Genomic DNA, 18,976 nt, shown 5'->3' with positions numbered 1-18,976 from the left:
TTCAAACCATTAAGAGTCGAAAGACTAGAGGGCAGGCATGGCCAAAGTTCGCCTCAATAAATTTTTAGCATCTGCAGGGGTCGCTTCGCGAAGAAAATGTGATGAGATCATCTTTGCTGGGTCTGTTACGGTAAACGGTAGGGTAGCTGTAGGGCCTTTCGTCCTTGTGGACGAGGAGTTTGATTTTGTAGAGGTTGGTGGGCAACGTATTGGCGTTGAGAAAAAAGTGTACTTCATGGTTCATAAACCTTTGGGATATCTGTGTTCTTCTGAGCGTAAATTCCCAGGATCTAAGTTAGTAATCGACTTACTGTCGCATTGTTCCTATCGCCTGTTCACTGTCGGTCGTTTAGACAAAGAGACTTCGGGATTGATTCTGGTAACTAATGATGGGGAGTTTGCCAATCGTGTGATTCACCCTTCTTTTGGGATCACGAAAGAGTATTTATTGAAAGTGAATCGTGATGTTACCGCAAAAGATCTGGAAACTTTGATGGAGGGGACTGTAATTGATGGAAGAGTTGTACGGCCAGTTTCTGTTAAAAAAGTACGTCGTGGCACTCTGAAAATTATTGTGAATGAAGGGAAAAAACACGAAATTCGTCTTTTTGCTGAAGCTGCTAAGCTACAGCTTTTGGAGCTGAAGAGAATCCGTATAGGAAGCTTAGTATTAGGGGGGCTCCCTTATGGGAAATATAGGGAATTGACCGATGCTGAATTAGACAGCTGTCTACTTGGGAAATCTGCTGCGCTAGTTGCTTAGATTATAAAAAAGAGGGAGTCTTTCTCCCTCTTTTTTTTGTTTAGGAGTAAAGTTCAGAGATAGAAGACAGGGAAACCTAGGAGCCTGTATGTTATTTTGGGGACTCTGCAGTTTATTCTTCGGAGGATTATTAGGGGGCTATTGTCGCTTGCGCTATGCAGCAAAGATGCTTTTCCTATCTTGGCAACAGCTCGTCGACCTTGCTTTGAAAAAAAGAGAATTATTTCACGAAATGGTTTTGTCTTTCGCGCTCCCTCCTTTCGAGAGAGAAGAAGAAATCTCTTTTTTACGACGAGTTTCTGCGTATAGTCTCCAACAATTCCTTAAGGCTAGTAACGAAGACTTCCTCACTTTTTATGAGATGGAGCAGGTATTTACCTTCCAATTAAAACGAATTCTAGCAGCATTAAAAGAGCTTACTCATGAAGCTTCTACGCAAGATTTCATTGAAGAGTTACTTGCGTATGAAAATGCTTTTTCTTTCAGAGCTTATGCCTTTGAAAAAGCAGCGGAAACCTATGTGTCTCTACAAAACCATTTAATGGTTCGTCTTGCAGGGAAATTTTTTGGTTTTCCGAAAGTGCCTCTTTTATCTTTTAGCTAAAGCTATTTAGATGGGGATGAATGAAAGAAATCTATTACGAAATAGCGAGAGCAGAGTCTACAAACACAGTAGCAAAAGCCGGGATTCCTTTATGGAATCCCTATGCACTCACTGTGATAACGACTAATCAGCAGACTGCTGGTAGAGGTAAATTTGGTAGATATTGGCATTCTACGGATCGCGATCTTTTAGTGTCTTTTTGTTTCTTTTTGCGTGTGGATAGCATCGATAGTGTGTTGTTATTTCGTATAGGTACGGAAGCGGTTCTTCGTCTTGGGGATTCTTTAGGGATACAGGGAGCAGTTATGAAATGGCCCAATGACGTGTTAGTTCAAGGGAAGAAACTGTCGGGAGTCCTTTGTGAGACAGTCCCCGTAAAAGGAGGGACATGTGTGGTGATTGGTATAGGTATAAATGGGAATGTAAGCGCTGATGAGCTGCTAGTCATAGACCAGCCAGCAACTTCCCTTCAGGAATTAGTGGGGAGCTCATTAAATCTCGAAGAACAGTTGTATCGACTTACGAAAGAAATCAAAGAGCTCATACAATCTCTTCCTTTGTGGGAATAACCTTAGTACTTGGCAAAACGTCGGCTGTAGATACTTTGTAAGATGCCTAAAGAAGCCATTGTTGAAATAACGGAAGACCCTCCATAAGAAATTAGGACCAAAGGGACTCCTGTAATAGGTAAGAGTCCGCTCATCATGCTAACATTAATGAGTACGTGCATGACAAGATGTACCGTGACTCCCCCTGCTAAGAATCGACCAAAATCATCAACAGCAACAGCAACGGTTCGACAGCCAAAGCATACTAGGTTGTAAAATAACCATAACACGAAGAGTAACCCGAGCAGCCCAAATTCTTCTCCTATTGCGGGGAAGACGGAGTCTGTATATCCATAAGGAAGCCATCCTCTTCCAGCAAATTCTCCAGATTTCCATCCCTGACCTTTTAATCCGCCTACTCCAATAGAAATGAGAGATGCATTTTGGTGATGATTGGAAGGACTTAGGCGTTCGTATTGGTATTCTTTTAGTACTTTAAGTGCATAGGGTTTAACCTTATCGTGAGGAATAATTCCTGAGAAAATCAGCAAGGAGCAAAGCATCCCTGAAGCAGCGAATATGGAACATACTTTCACTAGAGGGGGATAGATATTCCCTAAATAAAAAATCGCGAGTGCTATGGGACAAAGTACGAGAGCAGTTCCAAGATCTGGTTCTTTGAGAATAAGCAGAAAAGGAACCCCAACGACAATACAGGCAATACAAGCTGTAGTTTTTGAGGAAATACGAGATTTTCGCATTTCCAGAATGTAACTAAGCATAATTACAACGACAAGTTTGGCATACTCGGAGGGTTGTACGCTGAGGTTAATGATTGGGATACGATACCAGCGATGTACATTTTGTACGGCAGGAACGAAAAAGAGACCGATTAAGCTAAAAAGAATGAGGGCATAGAGAACCCATGCCCATTTTTTAAACTGATGGTAGTCTACATACAAGCAAATAAAATACGCACACCATCCCAGAGCGAAGTGACGGAGCTGCATCTTACTTTTTGCGGAGAATAGGCCTCGTGAAGTGTGAATTAACATGGAAGAAGGATCCTGTGACGAGATCACCACAACACTTATGCTCATCAGAAGAATAATGACTACAAAGATCCATAAATTGACTTGACGCAAGTATTTGTTTTTTTTCATAAGAGGGATTCTACTAGTTCCTCTCCCTTTGGCAGGAAGTCTTCGGGTCATCATTATGTATTTTTTAAGAGGCGAAGTGCATTCAGTCCTACCACAACAGTACTTCCTTCATGTAAAATCACAGCAAGCCATAGGGGGATAACTCCCATAGATGCCGGCCCTGAAATAAATAAAATAATTGCCAAAGCTAGAGCAAGATTTTGTGAAACAATACGGCGTGTTTGTTTCGCCTTCTTAATCAGCCAGGGCAGGGCAGAGAGTCCTTGGTTTAAAAGAACGACATCTGCAGCTTCTATAGCTGTGGCACTTCCTGCTTCTCCCATGGCGATTCCTACAGTAGACTGAGCTAAAGCCGGAGCATCGTTGATGCCATCTCCGATCATCATGATTTGCCGAGTTTTTGCTAGCTCCTGGATTTTAGAAAGTTTGTGATCAGGTGTTAGATCGTAGAACATCTCATCGATACCCAGAAGCTGCGCAGTATTCTCAGCACTAATCCGATGATCTCCTGTGAGCATACATACTGGATAGCCATTTTTTTTCAAGTAAGCAACAATGTCCGCAGCATCATGGCGCGGCGCATCGCGAAAATAGAAAAGAGAAACGTGATTCCCTAAACAAGCTATTGAACAGGTCTCCCCTCGATTTTGGGCTAATTGTGCGCGTTCACGGAGTTGTTCGCGATACTCGTCGGGGACGTAATGCAAGGCTGTGGATACTCGTCCTACAAAAGCTTTTTCTCCGTTAAATTCTCCACAAACACCTTCTCCTGGGATAGTTGTACACTGTGTTGCAGGTAAAGAAAGTACCTGTTTTTCTGTAAGATAGTTAACAATTGCTTGAGCAATCGGATGGGATGAAGATTGTTCCATCGCTAATACATAGGAATAAAACAGAGGAGATTCTGGTCCAAAATCTTCGCATCCGGAGCAGGTCAAGTTTCCTGAGGTAAGTGTCCCAGTTTTGTCCATAACTATGGAATTGCAGGAGACAAGGCGATCTAAGACTACGCCTCCTTTTAGGAGAACACCATGTTTAGCGCAGGCGTTGATAGCGCTGAGGTAGGCAATAGGGATAGCGATAATAAGTGCACAGGGAGATGCAGCAATTAGGAACGCTAAGGCGCGGTAAAAGGCACTATCAGGTCCAAGGAATGGTAGTGTTGTAAATAAAGAGCCCCCTATAGCTATGGATGCTGCGATAGCAAAAATAGTTAAAGCATATGTGGAAGAATAGCGATCTAATCGTTGTTGTAACCGAGGTTTCGAGCTTTGAGCTTGAACGACAAGATTAATAATATGGGCGATTGTGGATTCTGCTCCAATGCGGAGGACTTTGAGATCAAAGCTACCTTCTAGATTATGAGCTCCAGCGGGGATGATATTCCCTATGCCGCAGGATTTAGGGATCTTTTCTCCGGTTAGATGCATAAGATTAATAGAAGAAGCTCCTTGAATAATTTCCCCATCCAAAGGGACAACCTCTCCGCTTTTGACTCGGATAATTTCTCCGACTTTCACATTTTGTACGAGTTTTTTGTGTAAAGAACCATCTGGTTGAACGATCCAGGCTACAGTGGGTGCTAGATGTTTTAAGGAAGCAAGGGTGCTTTTTGCTTTCCCAGAAACCATAGAACCTAGGGATTCTGAGATCGCAAAGAGTACCAGTAGTAAAGCTCCTTCTAGTGCTCCTCCAATGAAAATAGAACCGAAGGCTGCAGACGTCATGAGAATGTCTATATTCACGGTTTTATTTAGAATATCTTCAAGAGATTTAACAAGAGCTGGGGTTCCTGCTAGAAAAAAGGTAAGGATGAGAAGCAAAGAGGAAAAAGGTTGATATCCTGTCCAATGAGCAACAAGAGCTCCTAAATAAAGAGCTAGGGATATGTAAGCAGATTTTAGAGTAAGGTTTTGGCTCAAAAGACGGTTTTTTGGAGAGAGTAAGGGGCTATTTTCTTCTGCCATTCCAGATTCAAAAAAATCACTAAGTAGTTCTCTAGAGAACGGAGAGGAGAAAAGTCGTGAAGACATAGGCTACCTGCTAGGAGTATAGACTAAAATAATTGTATTAGAGAGCAGCAAAGGCTAATTGCTGTAATAAAAATCCCTACACCCCAAACCATCGCTGGGGTAACCGGATTTTTAATGAGACGGGTTTTTATTGCGAGCAAAGCAGCGATAATTCCTGAAGCAAGAAGGACCGCTATCGTATAACTGACGGTGAGCGCTACGGGTACAAATAAGATAAACCCAAGAATCTCTCCAAGGGCTTTGATTCCTCCTTGTTTAAGAGGATGAGGATAGTCTTCCAATTGAATATGCAACTCTTCCCTGAGCATCGTATCTAAAAGAAGTGTAGAGTCTGAACACACAAAATCGGTCATTTGCGAAATCAAAGGTTCCTGAAACCCTCGATTAGCATAAAGAGCTTTTAGTTCCAGCCGTTCTTGTTCTGGGTGTTCCTCAACCTCTTTTTTTTCTTGCAGCATATTTCTATGGGTAAGTTCCATATAAGCCCATGCTGCATGGGCTCGGCGACAACCGGTATAAAAAATCCAACTGATCCCTACAGTAAAAAGGATTTTTCCGTAAGAAGCCACAGGAATAGTGGGGACGAGAAAAAATACCGTGCGTATAAAGAATATAAAAATACCGAAGTCTATGGCATCAGATGCTAAATGATAACAGAACCCTTTTTTCGTCTGATGAGGCTCTCCTTTACAAACATTGTGTAAATCCTGAACTTGCTTGATATGTTCTTCAGGAGATAAGTTTTCAAAATGCTCGTATTCCGATGGCATAATTTTGTTCCTCGGCCCTTTTTTATCTCACTATAAAATTATCTTTCCGTTTTGGGTAGGAGAATCTCTTGATGATTCATGTAGGGCCGAAGAACACGAGGAATGACTACGGAACCATCCTCTTGCTGGTAGTTCTCTAAAATAGCAACTAATAGTCTTGGAGTAGCTAGGCCAGAGCCATTAAGAGTGTTGACGAAATGGATTTTGCCTTGAGCATCGCGGTAGCGAGTCTCAGAACGTCGAGCTTGAAAATCCCCACATTTAGAAATAGAAGAGACTTCATAAAAAGCTTTCTGTCCAGGAAGCCAAACTTCAGCATCGATAGTTTTCTTCGCTGCAAAGGACATATCACCTGTAGAAAGTAGGGAAAGTTGATAAGGGAGCTCTAGCTCTGAGAGAATTTCTTCCACAATGCTAATCATTTTTTGATAAGCAGTCTCTTCTTGTTCCGGAGTGGTGAAAGCAAACATCTCTATTTTATGAAATTGATGGACACGCACCAATCCTCGCTCATGAGCTCCTCCAGCACCCGCCTCTCTTCGGAAACAAGGGGTAAACGCAGCGTAATAGAGGGGGAGATCTTGTTCATTTAAGATCTCTTGCAAGTGGAATCCATTCAGGACAACCTCTGCTGTGGGGACGAGGAAAAGAGATTGATCCCCATCCTCAACACGATAGTACTGTCCATCAAATTTGGGGATTTGTCCAGAACCAAAAAGAACCTCTCGTTTGACAAGTAGAGGAGGGAGCCATAAATGGAATCCATGAGATTGTTGTTTATGGAGAAGATAGGTAAGCAAGGCCCATTCTAGAAGCACTCCCTCATCTCTATAAGCCGGCCATCCAGAGCCCGTAGTCTTCGCAGGAAGTTTAAAATCTAAAATTTGCAAAGTCTCGTTGAGCTGTACATGGTGCTTAGGAGAAAAGGCAAAAGCGGGAACTTTGCCGCAACTTTTTATGACCTTATTCCCATCTTTATCGAGAGCAACGGGGACATCTTCTTCTGGATAATTAGGAAGTCTCGCCATGAGATCAGTGAGAAGAGCTTCCTGTTCTTGTAAATTTTTTTCAAAGGCAACCAATTGGTCCGAGATAGCATTAACTTCTTGGACAAGAGCATCCGTATCTTTATTAGCTACCTTAGCTTTATGAATTTGACTAGAAAGTACTTTGCGTTTGGCAAGTAAAGCTTCTGAATCACCTTTTAGTTGACGCACTTTTTTGTCTAAATCTAGGAGCTGTCCTAACGAAATGGAGGGATCTTTTTTTTGAAGACGAGCTTCACATTCCTTTGGTTCCTTGCGTATTAATCGTATATCCAACATCCTTTCATCTCTTTCGCTATCCGATTTTTCAGGCTGAGTATATGGAAGTTTCGTCTGAGCAACAACTATTTTTTATGCGTAAGGCAGTTTCTCTAGGAGAAAAGGGAAGGATTTGTGCTCCTCCTAATCCTTGGGTGGGGTGCGTAATTGTAAAAAATGGGAGTGTGATAGGAGAAGGATGGCATAAAGGAATAGGATCTCCTCATGCAGAAGTTGATGCTGTTCAAAATCGGAGTTGTTCTTTGGAAGGTGCCGAAGTATACGTGACCTTGGAGCCTTGTTGTCATTTCGGCAGAACTCCGCCCTGTGTAGATCTTTTGATCAAAAATAACGTTAAAGCAGTCTATGTTGCTCTTTTGGATCCGGATCTTCGAGTGTGTAAGAAAGGGGTAGCGCGGCTGAAAGAAGCAGGGATTATAGTTCGTGTAGGAGTGGGGAGCCAAGAAGCTATGTCCTCTCTGAGACCTTATTTGTATCAAAGGGAAACGGGATTGCCTTGGGTTGTTATGAAGACCGCGGCATCTCTTGATGGGCAGACAGCAGATAGGAGAGGTTCATCAAAGTGGATCTCAGGAGACCAGGCTCGAGCAGATGTCGGAAAACTTCGTGCTGAGTCTCAGGCTATCATTGTAGGAGCGCGTACCGTTTGCTTAGATAATCCACGTTTATCTGCCCGTCTTCCTTCAGGGGAATTGTATGAACGACAGCCATTGAGGGTAGTAGTGGATAGCCGAGGCATTGTCCCATTAGATGCCCAGGTATGGAATACGGAGTCTGGGAATGCTCTACTTGCTACAACGGAGCAATGCTCTCAAGAGTATATTCAGAAATTAGAGTATTTAGGGGTAAAGGTATGGGTATGCCCTTCTGAACAAGTAGATTTAAAAGGGTTATTACGATTTTTAGCTAAAAAAGGATGTTTGCAAGTACTCGTTGAAGGTGGAGCTCAGTTACATTCTGCTTTCTGGAGACAAGATCTTGTGAATGCTGGAGTATTCTATTGGGGGCCAAAAGTTTTAGGGAATCAAGGTCAGCCTATATTGCACGATCTCGGGTTGAGCTTAGCTAATGCGGCATCTATGAAAATTACAGAAACTTCTTTACTTGGAGATTCTGTAAAACTGTGTTTTGAGAAGGAGGTCTGATGAGAGAGTGGGGGTCGCAGAAAGTAAAGGTTTATGCTATACTCTGGGCACAGCGAAGAGACAAGCCAGCAAAGAACTAGTTGCTGGCTAAGGTTCCCTCAAAAAGTGGGGTGAGAATGGTTACATGTGAAGCAGGAACAGCTTCAGTACAGCAAGCGATAAAAGATGTCGCTGAGGGTAAATTTGTCATAATTGTGGATAATGCTTCTCGAGAGAACGAGGGGGACTTAATCTTAGCAGGAGAGCACATCTCTGTAGAGAAAATGGCCTTTCTTTTATCCCACACGACCGGTATCGTTTGTGTTTCAATGACCCAAGAACAAGCAAAGATTTTAGATTTGCCTGTAATGGTTCAAGATAATCGATGTCCGTTCCGCACGCCTTTCACAGTTTCTGTGGATGCTTCATCAGGAATTACTACAGGAGTTTCTGCTGCAGATAGAACAAAGACTGTCCAGCTATTAGCAGATCGGATGTCTACCCCAGAATCTTTTGTTCGTCCTGGGCATGTTTTCCCCCTAGTTAGTCAGCCGGGAGGTGTTGTTCAACGGCCTGGCCATACAGAGGCTTCTGTAGATCTGATGCGTCTTGCGGGGGTACAACTGTGTGGGGTTTTTGCTGAGCTTGTCAATCCTGATTATTCTATGATGCGACAACAACAGATACTTGCTTTTGCTAAACAACATGATATAACAGTGATTACAGTGGATGATCTTATTACTTATCGCTTGACCTATGACTCTTTAATCACCAAATTTTCATCGGCTCGGCTTCCTACTAGATATGGGGAATTTTCTATTCATGTTTATGAATCCGTCATTGATGGGATGCAGCATTTTGCCCTAGTTAGGGGAGATGTTCGAGGAAAAGAAGGAGTTCCTGTGAGAGTGCATTCGGAGTGCTTGACAGGAGATATCCTAGGTTCCTGTCGTTGCGATTGTGGGGCACAACTAGATATGGCTCTGCGATATATCGCAGAGCAAGATTTAGGTATCCTTGTATACCTTCGAGGACAGGAAGGGCGTGGTATAGGCTTCGGGCATAAGATTCAAGCTTATGCCTTGCAAGATCTCGGATACGATACTGTAGATGCTAATCTTCAATTAGGTTTCCCCGCAGATGCTCGTGAGTACGGAATGGCTGCTCAGATTCTTAAGGATTTCCAATTGACAAGCGTGAGATTGATCACACATAATCCTGCAAAATTTTTTGAATTACAAAGACTCGGGATAAAAATTTTGGATCGGGTCGTCTTACCCGTTAGTATTTCTGCTGAGAACGGGGGGTATTTGCGAACAAAAAAGGAACGAATGGGTCATTGGCTGGATCTTCCTGCTCTTGATGACTCTGAGGAGGAATATGATGAAGCTGTTGAAAGGGTTTCCTGTCACTAAAGATGTACGCGTAGCCATTGTTGGGTCGTGTTTCAATACGCCTATTGCTGATAGACTTGTTACTGGAGCGCAAGATGCATTTTTAGATTTTGGGGGAGATCCTTCATCTTTGACTGTAATTCGGGTTCCAGGTGCTTTTGAGATTCCTTGCACCATTAAAAAATTACTTTCTGGACAAACTAATTTTCATGCTGTTGTTGCTTGTGGGGTTTTGATTAAGGGAGAGACTTCTCATTATGATCATATTGCGGATAGCGTTGCCGCAGGTATTAGTCAGCTGTCTTTAGAATTTTGCCTTCCTATTACGTTTTCCGTGATTACAGCTCCTAGTGTGGAGGCTGCTTGGGAGCGTGCAGGGATCAAAGGTCCAAATTTGGGAGCCTCAGGAATGAAAACAGCTTTGGAAATGGCATCGTTGTTTTCTAGAATAGAAAAAGAATAAATGTAACCGAAAGCGGCGCCCGAAAGACCCGGGCGCTTTAGAGTAGAGTTATAGGTGGATACTTACAGCTCCATTTAGGTGAATTTGGACAGCTACATTTTCAGAAAAGATATCTAATCCTTGGCAAGAAGCCGCAGTCTCTGAAAAATCTAATACAGTTTCCTTAGAAAGAATTTGTTTGCTGAGCATTTCCTGATGTGCTTTTAGACTTTTCGATACCAAAGACAAAGTCGTAGCGTAAATCTGTTGAGTTCGCGCTTCAGCATTGGTGTTGCCATGAATAGTTTTTGTCAGTTCTGTTATCAGAATAGGAAGCCCCCGCAAGGAAAGAGCTAAGGAATCTCCCTTATGGTTATAAAAACTATTGACTAATCCTTCCGCTTCTTCTGGAGAAAGAGATTTAAAGCTATTGGTTAAAATAGTTGCTTCTGCAGAAGAAAGATCCATTAGAGTGGCCATTCTAACCAAAGCCATATCTGTTCGTGATGAGCCTTCAAACCCTAGACGATGAGCTCGGTAAGTAAAGTAGCGAGAAAAAGCTTCTTCAACAGTAGCATACTGCTGTAGCATAGATTGTAGAGGAGAAAAATTGGCATGAAACTGAGAAGAGATCCCTTGCTCTCCACAAGAGTCTAAAGCATAGAGATATAGGTCTAAAGCTAACAAAGCTCGTTGTGAGCGACCCGCAGATAATAGCTGAGCATTTGGAGTGTTAGTCAAAGCGAGTAGCTCGTCATAGTTCGCCAGTTTTCTCAAAGAGAAGAAAAGAGCTTTTTGTTCTGGAGAGAGTCTCGCGAAAGAAGGACTTAGCTCTGGGAAGGTACGTAGTACATGTAGGGCTTTTGTATAAAAAATTTCTTTTTGGGTCTCAGAAAAGTATGGTCTAAATGTAGTCGCTGCTTTCGTAGAGCATCCTAGATGGCGTAATACAATGGCGGTTTCTAAAACTTTGATAGAGTCATAAAACTCCTTAGGGGAGTTTAAAAACAGTGTCAATTGCTTGTGCAAGGAAAGAAATTGTTTAAATGTTAAAGGTGAGTCATTAGCTTGTAGCTGAATCAGCTGTGCGTATGCTTGGCGAGAGCCCTGAATAAGCAAATGCAAATGAATCAAACTGCGAACCGCTATGTCAAAAGCAGGAATCTTTTTCTGGAAGAGTTGGGGAGAAAAGACAACCCCTGAGGGAAGCTTTAGCGAAGCTCCAGAAGAAGATGGTTCCACCAACCATAAAAGTTCTGGATATTGACGAACCTTTTGTTCTATCCAGGCTTCCGATCCGATTTTTGCTGCTGTACTAGGAAGCGCTGCGTGAAGCTGGGGTGCTGAGAAAATAGGAACGCTAGAAAGTGCGATAAGGAGTAAAAGACTGCTGCGAAAGGTAAAGTTTACTAACATATAATCCTCTGCTACTCCGGGAGCTTCTCCCCCCTTTTATTGACCAGAAGGGGAACTGTAAAGAGCTAACGTGGAGTTGTGTGGGTTGATATCAATGCTATGGTGGGACTTTAACAAGGAACCTTAACAATAAGCGTCTTTTGAAACGGAAGACTCCTACGATTCTCCTTTTGCTCTAGAAATCCTACCGGCCTCATGCTAGCACGATTTTTTGTTCAGAGCAAGATTCTTGCAAAGATCTTCTTATGCTTAGTAGAGAGAGTATAAAGATTTTTATTCAAGATGACCTACAAATAAGTTTTTATAAACTGCTTAGTTAATAAGATTTGTGGTATAATTCTACAAATTTATTTTTAATTTCAGCAGGTTTTATGAACAAGTTTATCTATAAGTACAGTTTTGGAGCTCTGTTGTTGCTTTCTGGTTTAAGCAGCTGTTGCGCCAACTCTTATGGATCGACTCTTACAAAAAATACCACCGAGATAAAAGAGGAATCTGTTATACTGTGCGAAAAGTCGGAATCCGGCTGTAGAAAGAAATCTTGTTGTTTGAGAAGATTCTTCTCGCGCAAGAAGATGAAAGAGAAAGTAGATCCTGTGTTGCCAAACTTTAAGTCTTATGCAGATCCAATGACAGAGTCCGAAAGAAAAGACCTTTCTTTCGTGGTATGTGCTGCTGCTGATAAGTCTTCTATTGCTTTGGCAATGGCTCAGGGAGAGATCAAGGGAGCATTATCTCGTATTAGAGAGATTCATCCTTTAGTGTTGTTGCAAGCGCTCGCAGAAGATCCTGCTTTGATTGCTGGTATGAAAAAAATGCAGGGGCGGGATTGGGTCTGGAATATTTTTATTACAGAATTGAGCAAGGTTTTCTCTCAAGCAGCGTCTTTAGGAGCTTTCGGTGTAGCAGATGTTGCTGCGTTCGCGTCAACTTTGGGATTGGATTCGGGGACCGTTACCTCAATTGTTGATGGGGAAAGGTGGGCTGAACTAATCGATGTTGTAATTCAGAACCCTACTTTATAAGGCCATATTAGAGGCCCCCTTTCCCCGGGATAGGAGAAAGGGGGCTTTTGTATTCCGCTTACTTGCCTCCAAAGCGGGTTTGAGCATGAGAGTAGGACGATGTTACAATTTTTAGAGCAAATTAATCATTTTTTAACTTCTTTTTGTGTATTTCCTCTAATTCTTTTTTTAGGGGGAGCGCTGACTTGGAAATTTAGAGGAATGCAACTCACTTCCCTCGGGCTAAGTTTTCGATTGATGCTCAGTAATAAACAGGAAAAGGCTATTACTGAAGGTGGAGAAGGAGTCTCTCGCTATGAAGCTGTTGCGGGGATGCTAGCAGGGAATTTCGGAACTGGGAATATCGCAGGAATGGCCGTTGCTGTTGCTAGCGGAGGCCCGGGAGCTCTGCTTTGGATTTGGGGAATTGTTCTTCTGGCTGCTATAGTTCAGTATGCAGGGGCTTTCCTTGGATGTAAATACCGCGAGTTTCAAGCAGGATCTCAAGAATATATTGGAGGCCCAATAGCTTGTTTAGGGTACAAAATGAAAAGCCGTTTTCTAGCTATAGGTTTTTGTATTGCCTGCTTAATCACGGCCTTTTCTGCAGGAAATTTAGTTCAGGTTAATAGCGTTGTCTCTCTTTGTGCTGACAATGTTTCCGGAAAACTTTTGGCAGGGATTCTGCTAGCTCTCTCCATTTATCCTGTTTTAGCTGGAGGTAATACTCGAATCCTTCGTTTTTCTGCGAAAGCGATTCCTTTCGTAGCCGGCTTCTATTTCCTCTTCTCTGGTATAGTTTTAGCTATTCATTTTGATAAAATTCTTCCTGCTTTTCAGCTCATTTTCTCTTCTGCTTTAGGAGTCAAAGCTGGGATCGCTGGGGTTGGAGGATATACTCTAGGGCAAGTCATCTCCACAGGTTTGAATCGTGCTATTATGGCTACGGATTGTGGAAGCGGAATGGTGTCTATTCTGCAGTCTAATTCCAAAAGTGCCAATCCGGTCACAGACGGATTAGTCACGCTCCTCCCTCCCATAATTGTTGCTATTGTTTGCTCTATCACGATGATGGTTCTCCTTGTAACAGGTGCTTATGATTCTGGGGAATTGGGAGTTTTGATGGTCATGAGAGCATTCAAATCTTCCTTAGGTATGTTAGGCGGAGGGGTTGTTCTTGTATCTATGGCTTTATTCGGGTACACAACTGTTCTATCATGGTTTGCTTGCGCAGAAAAAAGTTTAGAATATATGATCCCAGGAAAGCGAGCTAACCTATGGTTGAAGGCTGTTTACATATTAGTGATCCCCATAGGGGGAGTCTTAGGCATGCAGAATGTCTGGGCGTTATCTGATTTGGGTTTTTGCGGAATGGTTATTTTCAACTCAATCAGTTTGATTGTTTTGTTCAAGGATGTAATAGCGACTCGTTACGAGGTAGCTCTTCTTCGTAAAGAATCAAAAGCTCAATCCGATCCTTTACGACAGTAGTACGAGTGGGGCCGTTCTTTGGTGAGAGAGCGGCCTACTTCTTCGTTCAACATAGGAGACCTGAATTATGCAACTCACTTCCCAAGCGTTTTCTTACGGCCGCCCAATTCCTAAAAAGTATTCGTGTCAAGGTGTTGGGATTTCTCCTCCACTTTCTTTCTCAGATGTCCCCAAAGAGGCTAAAAGCCTTGTACTCATTGTTGAAGATCCTGATGTACCCGCCAATGTTCGGGAGGATGGGTTGTGGATACATTGGATAGTATACAATCTCTCGCCTATGGTTACGAATTTAGCTGAGGGAGCGCAAATTTTTGCTGTTCAAGGACTAAATACTGCAGGAGAAGCAGAATATTGTCCTCCTTGTCCTCCAGATACGAAGCATCGTTACTATTTTTATGCTTATGCATTAAATACTGTCCTTCCTGAAGAAGAGGGGGTCACAAAAGAACAGTTATTGGAAGTTATGGATGGACACATCATTGCCACAGCAGAACTGATGGGAACTTATGAAAAAGACTAAAACATTTATTCTTCTTCAGGGATAAATTCTTCTCTTTTTTTACGATGTTTCCAATACAAAGGCCCATAGTCGTAACATAGTTCATCTCCGGGGAGAATATCTTTAATTGCGCGAATGATTATATGGAATAAGCCGTTTTCAAAAGCTCCAGTAGCCTCTAAATTAGGGTTATCGCTGTGATTGATAAAACGTGTAATGTTTCCGTGAGTTTCACTATCAATAGTAAAGTAGCGGAGAGCGTAGCGAGGAACTGGGTAGCGAAAGCAATAATCATTTTCATCAAGCCAGAGGGCCTGTCTTCGTCGTAAAATCCCTGTGTACTCTCCAATGTAGCTCCAGGCAGGAATGAATTCACGGGCAAATACTCCATATCCTACATAACTATTAATCCAGCATATAGCGGTTGGAGGGTGCTTAGGAGCTCGGAGCTGTTGCTTGTGCAGTTGTCCTAGCCATTTGGCTAAGGAAGAAATTTTGAAAGATTTTTCTTCTCGAAGACATAATTGTTGGATGCGTTTTTCTGTTCTAGGGTCCTGAAACGCGAGTTGTGGAAGAAAAGAGAATTGTAAAAGTTTTTCGGCTCGTGCCACAGGGTAGGGATTAGCAGAGTGAACTCCTCCTTGCAAAGAAATATATATAGGATCCTTAACAAAGCTTGTGGTCATATTAGGCTCGGGACAGAAAAGAAAATAGGGTCAGTAATACCAGAACTTTGAGCAATTACCGGACAAACATCCGTCAGTCCTTGGATAGCAGATGACACAGTGTTCAAGGCTTTTTCTGTCGTATTGCATTCAAGGGAGAGATGAGCGAGATAAATGTGTTTTATTCGTGGGGTAAGTATTCGCTGAAGTAATGCTCCACATTCTGCGTTAGATATATGCCCTTGTTTGCCGAGGATCCGTTGTTTACAGCTCTCAGGACGAGAAGATTGTCGGACCATTTCTGGGTCGTGGTTAGACTCTATGAGCAAGTAGTCACAGTCATATAATAAATGGGAGATCCATGAAGTCCCCCATCCTAAGTCGGTACAAAATCCTAATTTTTTTCCAAAACATTGAAAGATAAATCCTACGGGATCAACTGCATCATGGGGGACATTAAATGTTTGAATCCGAAGATCTTCAAGGGTAAAACTATGGCCTGTTGAAAAGATCTTGAAATTAGGACAAAGATCAAGAAGCTGCCGCAAATTGCGAGCTGTTTCTATATTGCATATGATTGGAGTTCTATAAGTTTTAATGAAACTTCTCAGTCCTGCAATGTGATCTGAGTGTTCATGAGAGACTAAAATACCATCAATGTCTTCCGGATAAATGTCCATGGAACGAAGGGCTTCAATAACAGCTTGTTTACTGATCCCTAGGTCTATGAGCAATTTGCATGACTCCGTTCCTAAATAAGCACAATTCCCTTTGGATCCAGAAGCTATGGGAAAAAAACCTTTCATGAATCAATCTTCCTGATTTGACAACTGAACCAATATTTGACGAGGTTTTGCGCCCTCAGAAGGCCCTACAATTCTTGCTTCCTCCAGCTGGTCAATAATGCTCGCAGCCCTAGCGTAGCCAATTTTGAGTTTTCTTTGGAGGAAAGTTGTAGATGCATTCCCTGTTTGTAAGACTAGGGATTTGGCTTGGCTAAATAAAGGGTCCAAACTCTCTGGGTCCATAGAAGCTGCATCATCATAGGTATCAAAAGAAGGAATCACATATTGTGAAGGAAATCTTGAACACAAATCCTTAATGACTTTGTTAATGTCATCATCACAAATGTAGGCGCCTTGTACTCGGATTGGAGCAAAAGATCCTGGAGAAACGACTAGCATGTCTCCATTCCCCATTAGATTCTCCGCGCCTGGTTCATCGATGATAATCTGGCTATTGACTTTGTTTGCAACTTTGAAAGCTATTCGAGAAGGGAAATTTGCTTTAATTAATCCTGTGATCACATCTCGAGAGGGCCGCTGTGTGGCTAGGATAAGGTGAATTCCTACAGCTCTGGCCATTTGAGCTAAGCGCACAATAGGTGTTTCAATATCATGGGAAGAGGAAAGGAGAAGATCTGAAAGCTCGTCAATAATGCCAACAATAAAAGGCATTTTTTCTGGAATCTCTTTGTCGTAAGAAGTTTCAATATCGACGTTTCGAGTGCGAGAATTGAATGATTGGATATTTCGCAATCCTAAAAAACGAAGGATTTCATAGCGAAGTTCCATTTCTCGAACCAGCCAAATTAAAGCGCTATGAGCTTCTTTAGCTTCTGTAATAACAGGGGTTAACATATGAGGAAGCTGAGAATATCCCGTTAATTCTACTTTTTTAGGGTCTACAATGACTAGTTTTACGTTCGTAGGCGTAGAGGTCATAATGAGAGACATAACAATCGTATTAATGCAGACAGATTTTCCAGATCCTGTGGTTCCAGCAATAATTAAGTGGGGCATAGTCGCTAGATCTGTCCAAAAATTATCTCCGTTAGCTTTTTTCCCAAGAAGAAGAGGAACTTGGAGTCGTTGAGAGCTTTTTTGGTAATCTTCCAATAAATCTCGGAAATTTACAGGCTGAGGATCCGGATTAGGGATCTCAATTCCTACGGCTGCTTTCCCTGGAATTGGAGCAATAATGCGGATGCTAGACGCTTGTAAATTTAATGCAATATCATTTTCTAGCGCCTTGATTTTTTGTACTTTCACTCCAGTGTTGGGCAAAACTTCAAAGGCTGCAAGAGTCGGTCCTGAGCAAATGTTCCCTATAGCAGCTTCTATCCCGAAACTTGCTAATGTTTGTTGCAAAATAGCTGCTTTCTTTTTCAATTCTTCTAGGAGAGATTCTGGCCGTTGAATATTTTTCTTACTCAAGAGGTGGTATTGTGGCAAATCAGGAGCTTCTCCTGCCATTACGAAAGGAGAGGGAGCTGGCTCAGGTTCGGAAGATCGAAGTGTAGGGATGGGAAGGGATTCTTCTTTTGGTAGAAGATTGGGGCGTTTTTGAGGAGATAGGGTTCTTTTCGTGGGATGAGGAGCTAAGAAAATAGTACGATTAATAGAAGAGGCTTGATCAAGATCCTTGTTTTCCAGTGGAAGAGAGATCACAGGAGTAGGAAGTTTTAAAAGTTCTTTTTTAACAGTTGTGGGATGAGAAGGAACTCGAAGAGAAGGTTCCGGGAGATAGGATTGATTGTTAATAAGATTTTTTAAAAGCTTTTTGCAGGCGTTCCAGCATGCGTAACATTTGTTTTTTAGAAATACTAGAAGAGTGTCTAGAAGTATTTTTTTTTTTAGAACAAAAGACTTCGGAATGAGATAGAAAATCGCGCAAAATAGGATAGCAAGAAAAATTAGACCCGTCCCTACAGAGCCAATTAACATTTTTAAAGAACATGAGTTCCCATCATACAACAGATAAAAAGGAATCCCCCCTAAATACGCTTTTGGAGGTTGAAGATCCATGATGACTAGGGGAACTCTTGTAGCAAGAAAATGAGGAAGATTTTGAGCGGGAGAAATCATGGATAACAATACTGCGCAACAGACGGGAATAGCTCCGAAAGCTGTAGCTTTTCTAAAAGCCTGTGGGGAGGGGGTTTTTTTCATATTTAAGAAAGAAAGCCAACCGAAATGAAGCGGAATTAGGAAAGCTGCTACACCAAAGTTATATAACAGGAAAGAACTAAGGGACCAACCTAACAGGCCTATCCAGTTTTGCGTATAAGGTTGATTATGTTGGAAGCTCCATAAACTAAGTCCAGAAAAACAAGCTAGAGCTAGGTAAATGCAAGTTTTAATAGCAAACACAGTTTGTGGAGAAAGAGAAACGCTTGCTTTCTTTCGTTCTTTTCTCATGGTTCCTTCCCCTTAGTTAAGGCCCTTTTTTAAGAAATAGCGTTTAGATAGAGGCTTCTGTCCACTGTTGTAGGAAGCTTTCATCGAATGCAGCCTTCCAACATGCGCACATGCTTTGTTATAACAGGAAAAATAAAAGAATCGAAGCAGTCTTTTTAAGGATCTATAAAGAAGGGCGAACGACGGGGTTCGAACCCGCGACCTTCGGAACCACAATCCGACGCTCTAACCAGCTGAGCTACGTTCGCCATGACAAAAACTCCCCAACGAGGATGTGCAGGCATCTCACGCTGGGGAATAAGCAGTATAGTGGAGATGTTGTTTTTTATGGAAGATTAAGGTGAATAAAATTCTTAGCCAAGTTTTGTAGGAAGGGATAAGGGATAAGATGAGAAGTTGTGATTAAGGAAAAAAGATAAAAAAAGGTGCAAAAAAAATAGGGGGTAGCATAAGATGTAGCTTTCTTTCTGACGGAGGTTGGAAAGAACACTTCTCTGGAGAGAGGAGGCGCGAAAAGGCTTACGGTTGTAAGTTT

General features: G+C 42.2%; 17 protein-coding genes and 1 tRNA gene. 9 read left to right on the top strand and 9 right to left on the bottom strand.

Going from position 1 to position 18,976, the window contains the following annotated elements; genetic code table 11:
* Positions 1-37 precede the first annotated feature (37 nt).
* From IJ490_RS03145 to IJ490_RS03135, 3 genes are all read left to right on the top strand, one after another.
* Positions 38-763 (top strand): pseudouridine synthase, encoded by a 726-nt coding sequence (locus IJ490_RS03145; RefSeq protein ID WP_291893870.1) that lies wholly within the window; start codon positions 38-40, stop codon positions 761-763.
* An 88-nt stretch (positions 764-851) separates the two neighbouring features.
* Entirely contained in the window at positions 852-1,367 is a 516-nt protein-coding gene (locus IJ490_RS03140) for a hypothetical protein (protein ID WP_291893867.1), read from the top strand.
* Positions 1,368-1,387: 20 nt separating this feature from the next.
* Complete coding sequence (locus IJ490_RS03135; protein ID WP_291893864.1) at positions 1,388-1,936, top strand: biotin--[acetyl-CoA-carboxylase] ligase; 549 nt, start codon at positions 1,388-1,390, stop codon at positions 1,934-1,936.
* Positions 1,937-1,938: 2 nt separating this feature from the next.
* Here the strand turns inward: IJ490_RS03135 and IJ490_RS03130 are convergent, their stop codons facing one another.
* Genes IJ490_RS03130 through serS form a run of 4 tightly spaced genes read right to left on the bottom strand, consistent with a single transcriptional unit; the run spans position 1,939 to position 7,206 of the window.
* Positions 1,939-3,078 carry an FtsW/RodA/SpoVE family cell cycle protein gene (locus IJ490_RS03130; RefSeq protein WP_291894685.1) on the bottom strand — a complete coding sequence of 380 codons (1,140 nt, stop codon included), beginning with the start codon at positions 3,076-3,078 and terminating at the stop codon, positions 1,939-1,941.
* A 53-nt stretch (positions 3,079-3,131) separates the two neighbouring features.
* Positions 3,132-5,111 (bottom strand): cation-translocating P-type ATPase, encoded by a 1,980-nt coding sequence (locus IJ490_RS03125; RefSeq protein ID WP_291893861.1) that lies wholly within the window; start codon positions 5,109-5,111, stop codon positions 3,132-3,134.
* 23 nt (positions 5,112-5,134) lie between these two features.
* Positions 5,135-5,881, bottom strand: coding sequence for a VIT1/CCC1 transporter family protein (locus IJ490_RS03120; RefSeq protein ID WP_291893859.1), 747 nt, complete (start codon positions 5,879-5,881; stop codon positions 5,135-5,137).
* 38 nt (positions 5,882-5,919) lie between these two features.
* Positions 5,920-7,206 (bottom strand): serine--tRNA ligase, encoded by a 1,287-nt coding sequence (gene serS / locus IJ490_RS03115; protein ID WP_291893856.1) that lies wholly within the window; start codon positions 7,204-7,206, stop codon positions 5,920-5,922.
* 41 nt (positions 7,207-7,247) lie between these two features.
* On the opposite strand from serS, the gene ribD reads away from it, so the two are divergent.
* From ribD to ribH, 3 genes are all read left to right on the top strand, one after another.
* Positions 7,248-8,351 (top strand): bifunctional diaminohydroxyphosphoribosylaminopyrimidine deaminase/5-amino-6-(5-phosphoribosylamino)uracil reductase RibD, encoded by a 1,104-nt coding sequence (gene ribD / locus IJ490_RS03110; protein WP_291893853.1) that lies wholly within the window; start codon positions 7,248-7,250, stop codon positions 8,349-8,351.
* A 116-nt stretch (positions 8,352-8,467) separates the two neighbouring features.
* Entirely contained in the window at positions 8,468-9,745 is a 1,278-nt protein-coding gene (locus IJ490_RS03105; protein WP_291893850.1) for a bifunctional 3,4-dihydroxy-2-butanone-4-phosphate synthase/GTP cyclohydrolase II, read from the top strand.
* Positions 9,714-10,187: a 6,7-dimethyl-8-ribityllumazine synthase gene (gene ribH, locus IJ490_RS03100; protein ID WP_291894681.1), complete on the top strand. Its 474-nt coding sequence runs from the start codon at positions 9,714-9,716 to the stop codon at positions 10,185-10,187. Before IJ490_RS03105 ends, ribH begins: the two co-directional genes overlap by 32 nt.
* A 48-nt stretch (positions 10,188-10,235) precedes the next feature.
* On the opposite strand, the gene IJ490_RS03095 is transcribed toward ribH, so the two are convergent.
* Positions 10,236-11,582: a hypothetical protein gene (locus IJ490_RS03095; protein WP_291893847.1), complete on the bottom strand. Its 1,347-nt coding sequence runs from the start codon at positions 11,580-11,582 to the stop codon at positions 10,236-10,238.
* Positions 11,583-11,953: 371 nt separating this feature from the next.
* Here IJ490_RS03095 and IJ490_RS03090 point away from each other — a divergent pair, with 371 nt between their 5' ends.
* The 3 genes from IJ490_RS03090 to IJ490_RS03080 all read left to right on the top strand — a co-directional run bounded on the left by IJ490_RS03090 (position 11,954) and on the right by IJ490_RS03080 (position 14,597).
* The gene (locus tag IJ490_RS03090; RefSeq protein ID WP_291893845.1) at positions 11,954-12,607 is read left to right on the top strand and encodes a hypothetical protein; all 654 of its coding nucleotides are present in this window, start codon (positions 11,954-11,956) and stop codon (positions 12,605-12,607) included.
* 99 nt (positions 12,608-12,706) lie between these two features.
* Positions 12,707-14,077 (top strand): sodium:alanine symporter family protein, encoded by a 1,371-nt coding sequence (locus tag IJ490_RS03085; RefSeq protein WP_291893842.1) that lies wholly within the window; start codon positions 12,707-12,709, stop codon positions 14,075-14,077.
* Between the two features lie 67 nt (positions 14,078-14,144).
* Positions 14,145-14,597, top strand: coding sequence for a YbhB/YbcL family Raf kinase inhibitor-like protein (locus tag IJ490_RS03080; RefSeq protein ID WP_291893839.1), 453 nt, complete (start codon positions 14,145-14,147; stop codon positions 14,595-14,597).
* Between the two features lie 5 nt (positions 14,598-14,602).
* Here IJ490_RS03080 and IJ490_RS03075 read toward each other — a convergent pair whose 3' ends face one another.
* The 4 genes from IJ490_RS03075 to IJ490_RS03060 form a co-directional block, all read right to left on the bottom strand.
* Complete coding sequence (locus IJ490_RS03075) at positions 14,603-15,262, bottom strand: SET domain-containing protein-lysine N-methyltransferase (protein WP_291893837.1); 660 nt, start codon at positions 15,260-15,262, stop codon at positions 14,603-14,605.
* Positions 15,259-16,047 carry an MBL fold metallo-hydrolase gene (locus IJ490_RS03070; protein ID WP_291893834.1) on the bottom strand — a complete coding sequence of 263 codons (789 nt, stop codon included), beginning with the start codon at positions 16,045-16,047 and terminating at the stop codon, positions 15,259-15,261. The genes IJ490_RS03075 and IJ490_RS03070 overlap by 4 nt, the downstream gene beginning before the upstream one ends.
* A gap of 3 nt (positions 16,048-16,050) precedes the next feature.
* Positions 16,051-18,441, bottom strand: coding sequence for a DNA translocase FtsK (locus IJ490_RS03065; protein WP_291893831.1), 2,391 nt, complete (start codon positions 18,439-18,441; stop codon positions 16,051-16,053).
* Positions 18,442-18,615: 174 nt separating this feature from the next.
* Positions 18,616-18,689, bottom strand: a tRNA-His gene (locus tag IJ490_RS03060).
* Positions 18,690-18,976 lie beyond the last annotated feature (287 nt).

Source organism: Chlamydia sp., from assembly GCF_017472245.1.
GTDB lineage: Bacteria > Chlamydiota > Chlamydiia > Chlamydiales > Chlamydiaceae > Chlamydia.
The sequence above is the reverse complement of the archived record's forward strand: the minus strand, read 5'-3'. Positions and strand labels throughout refer to the sequence as shown.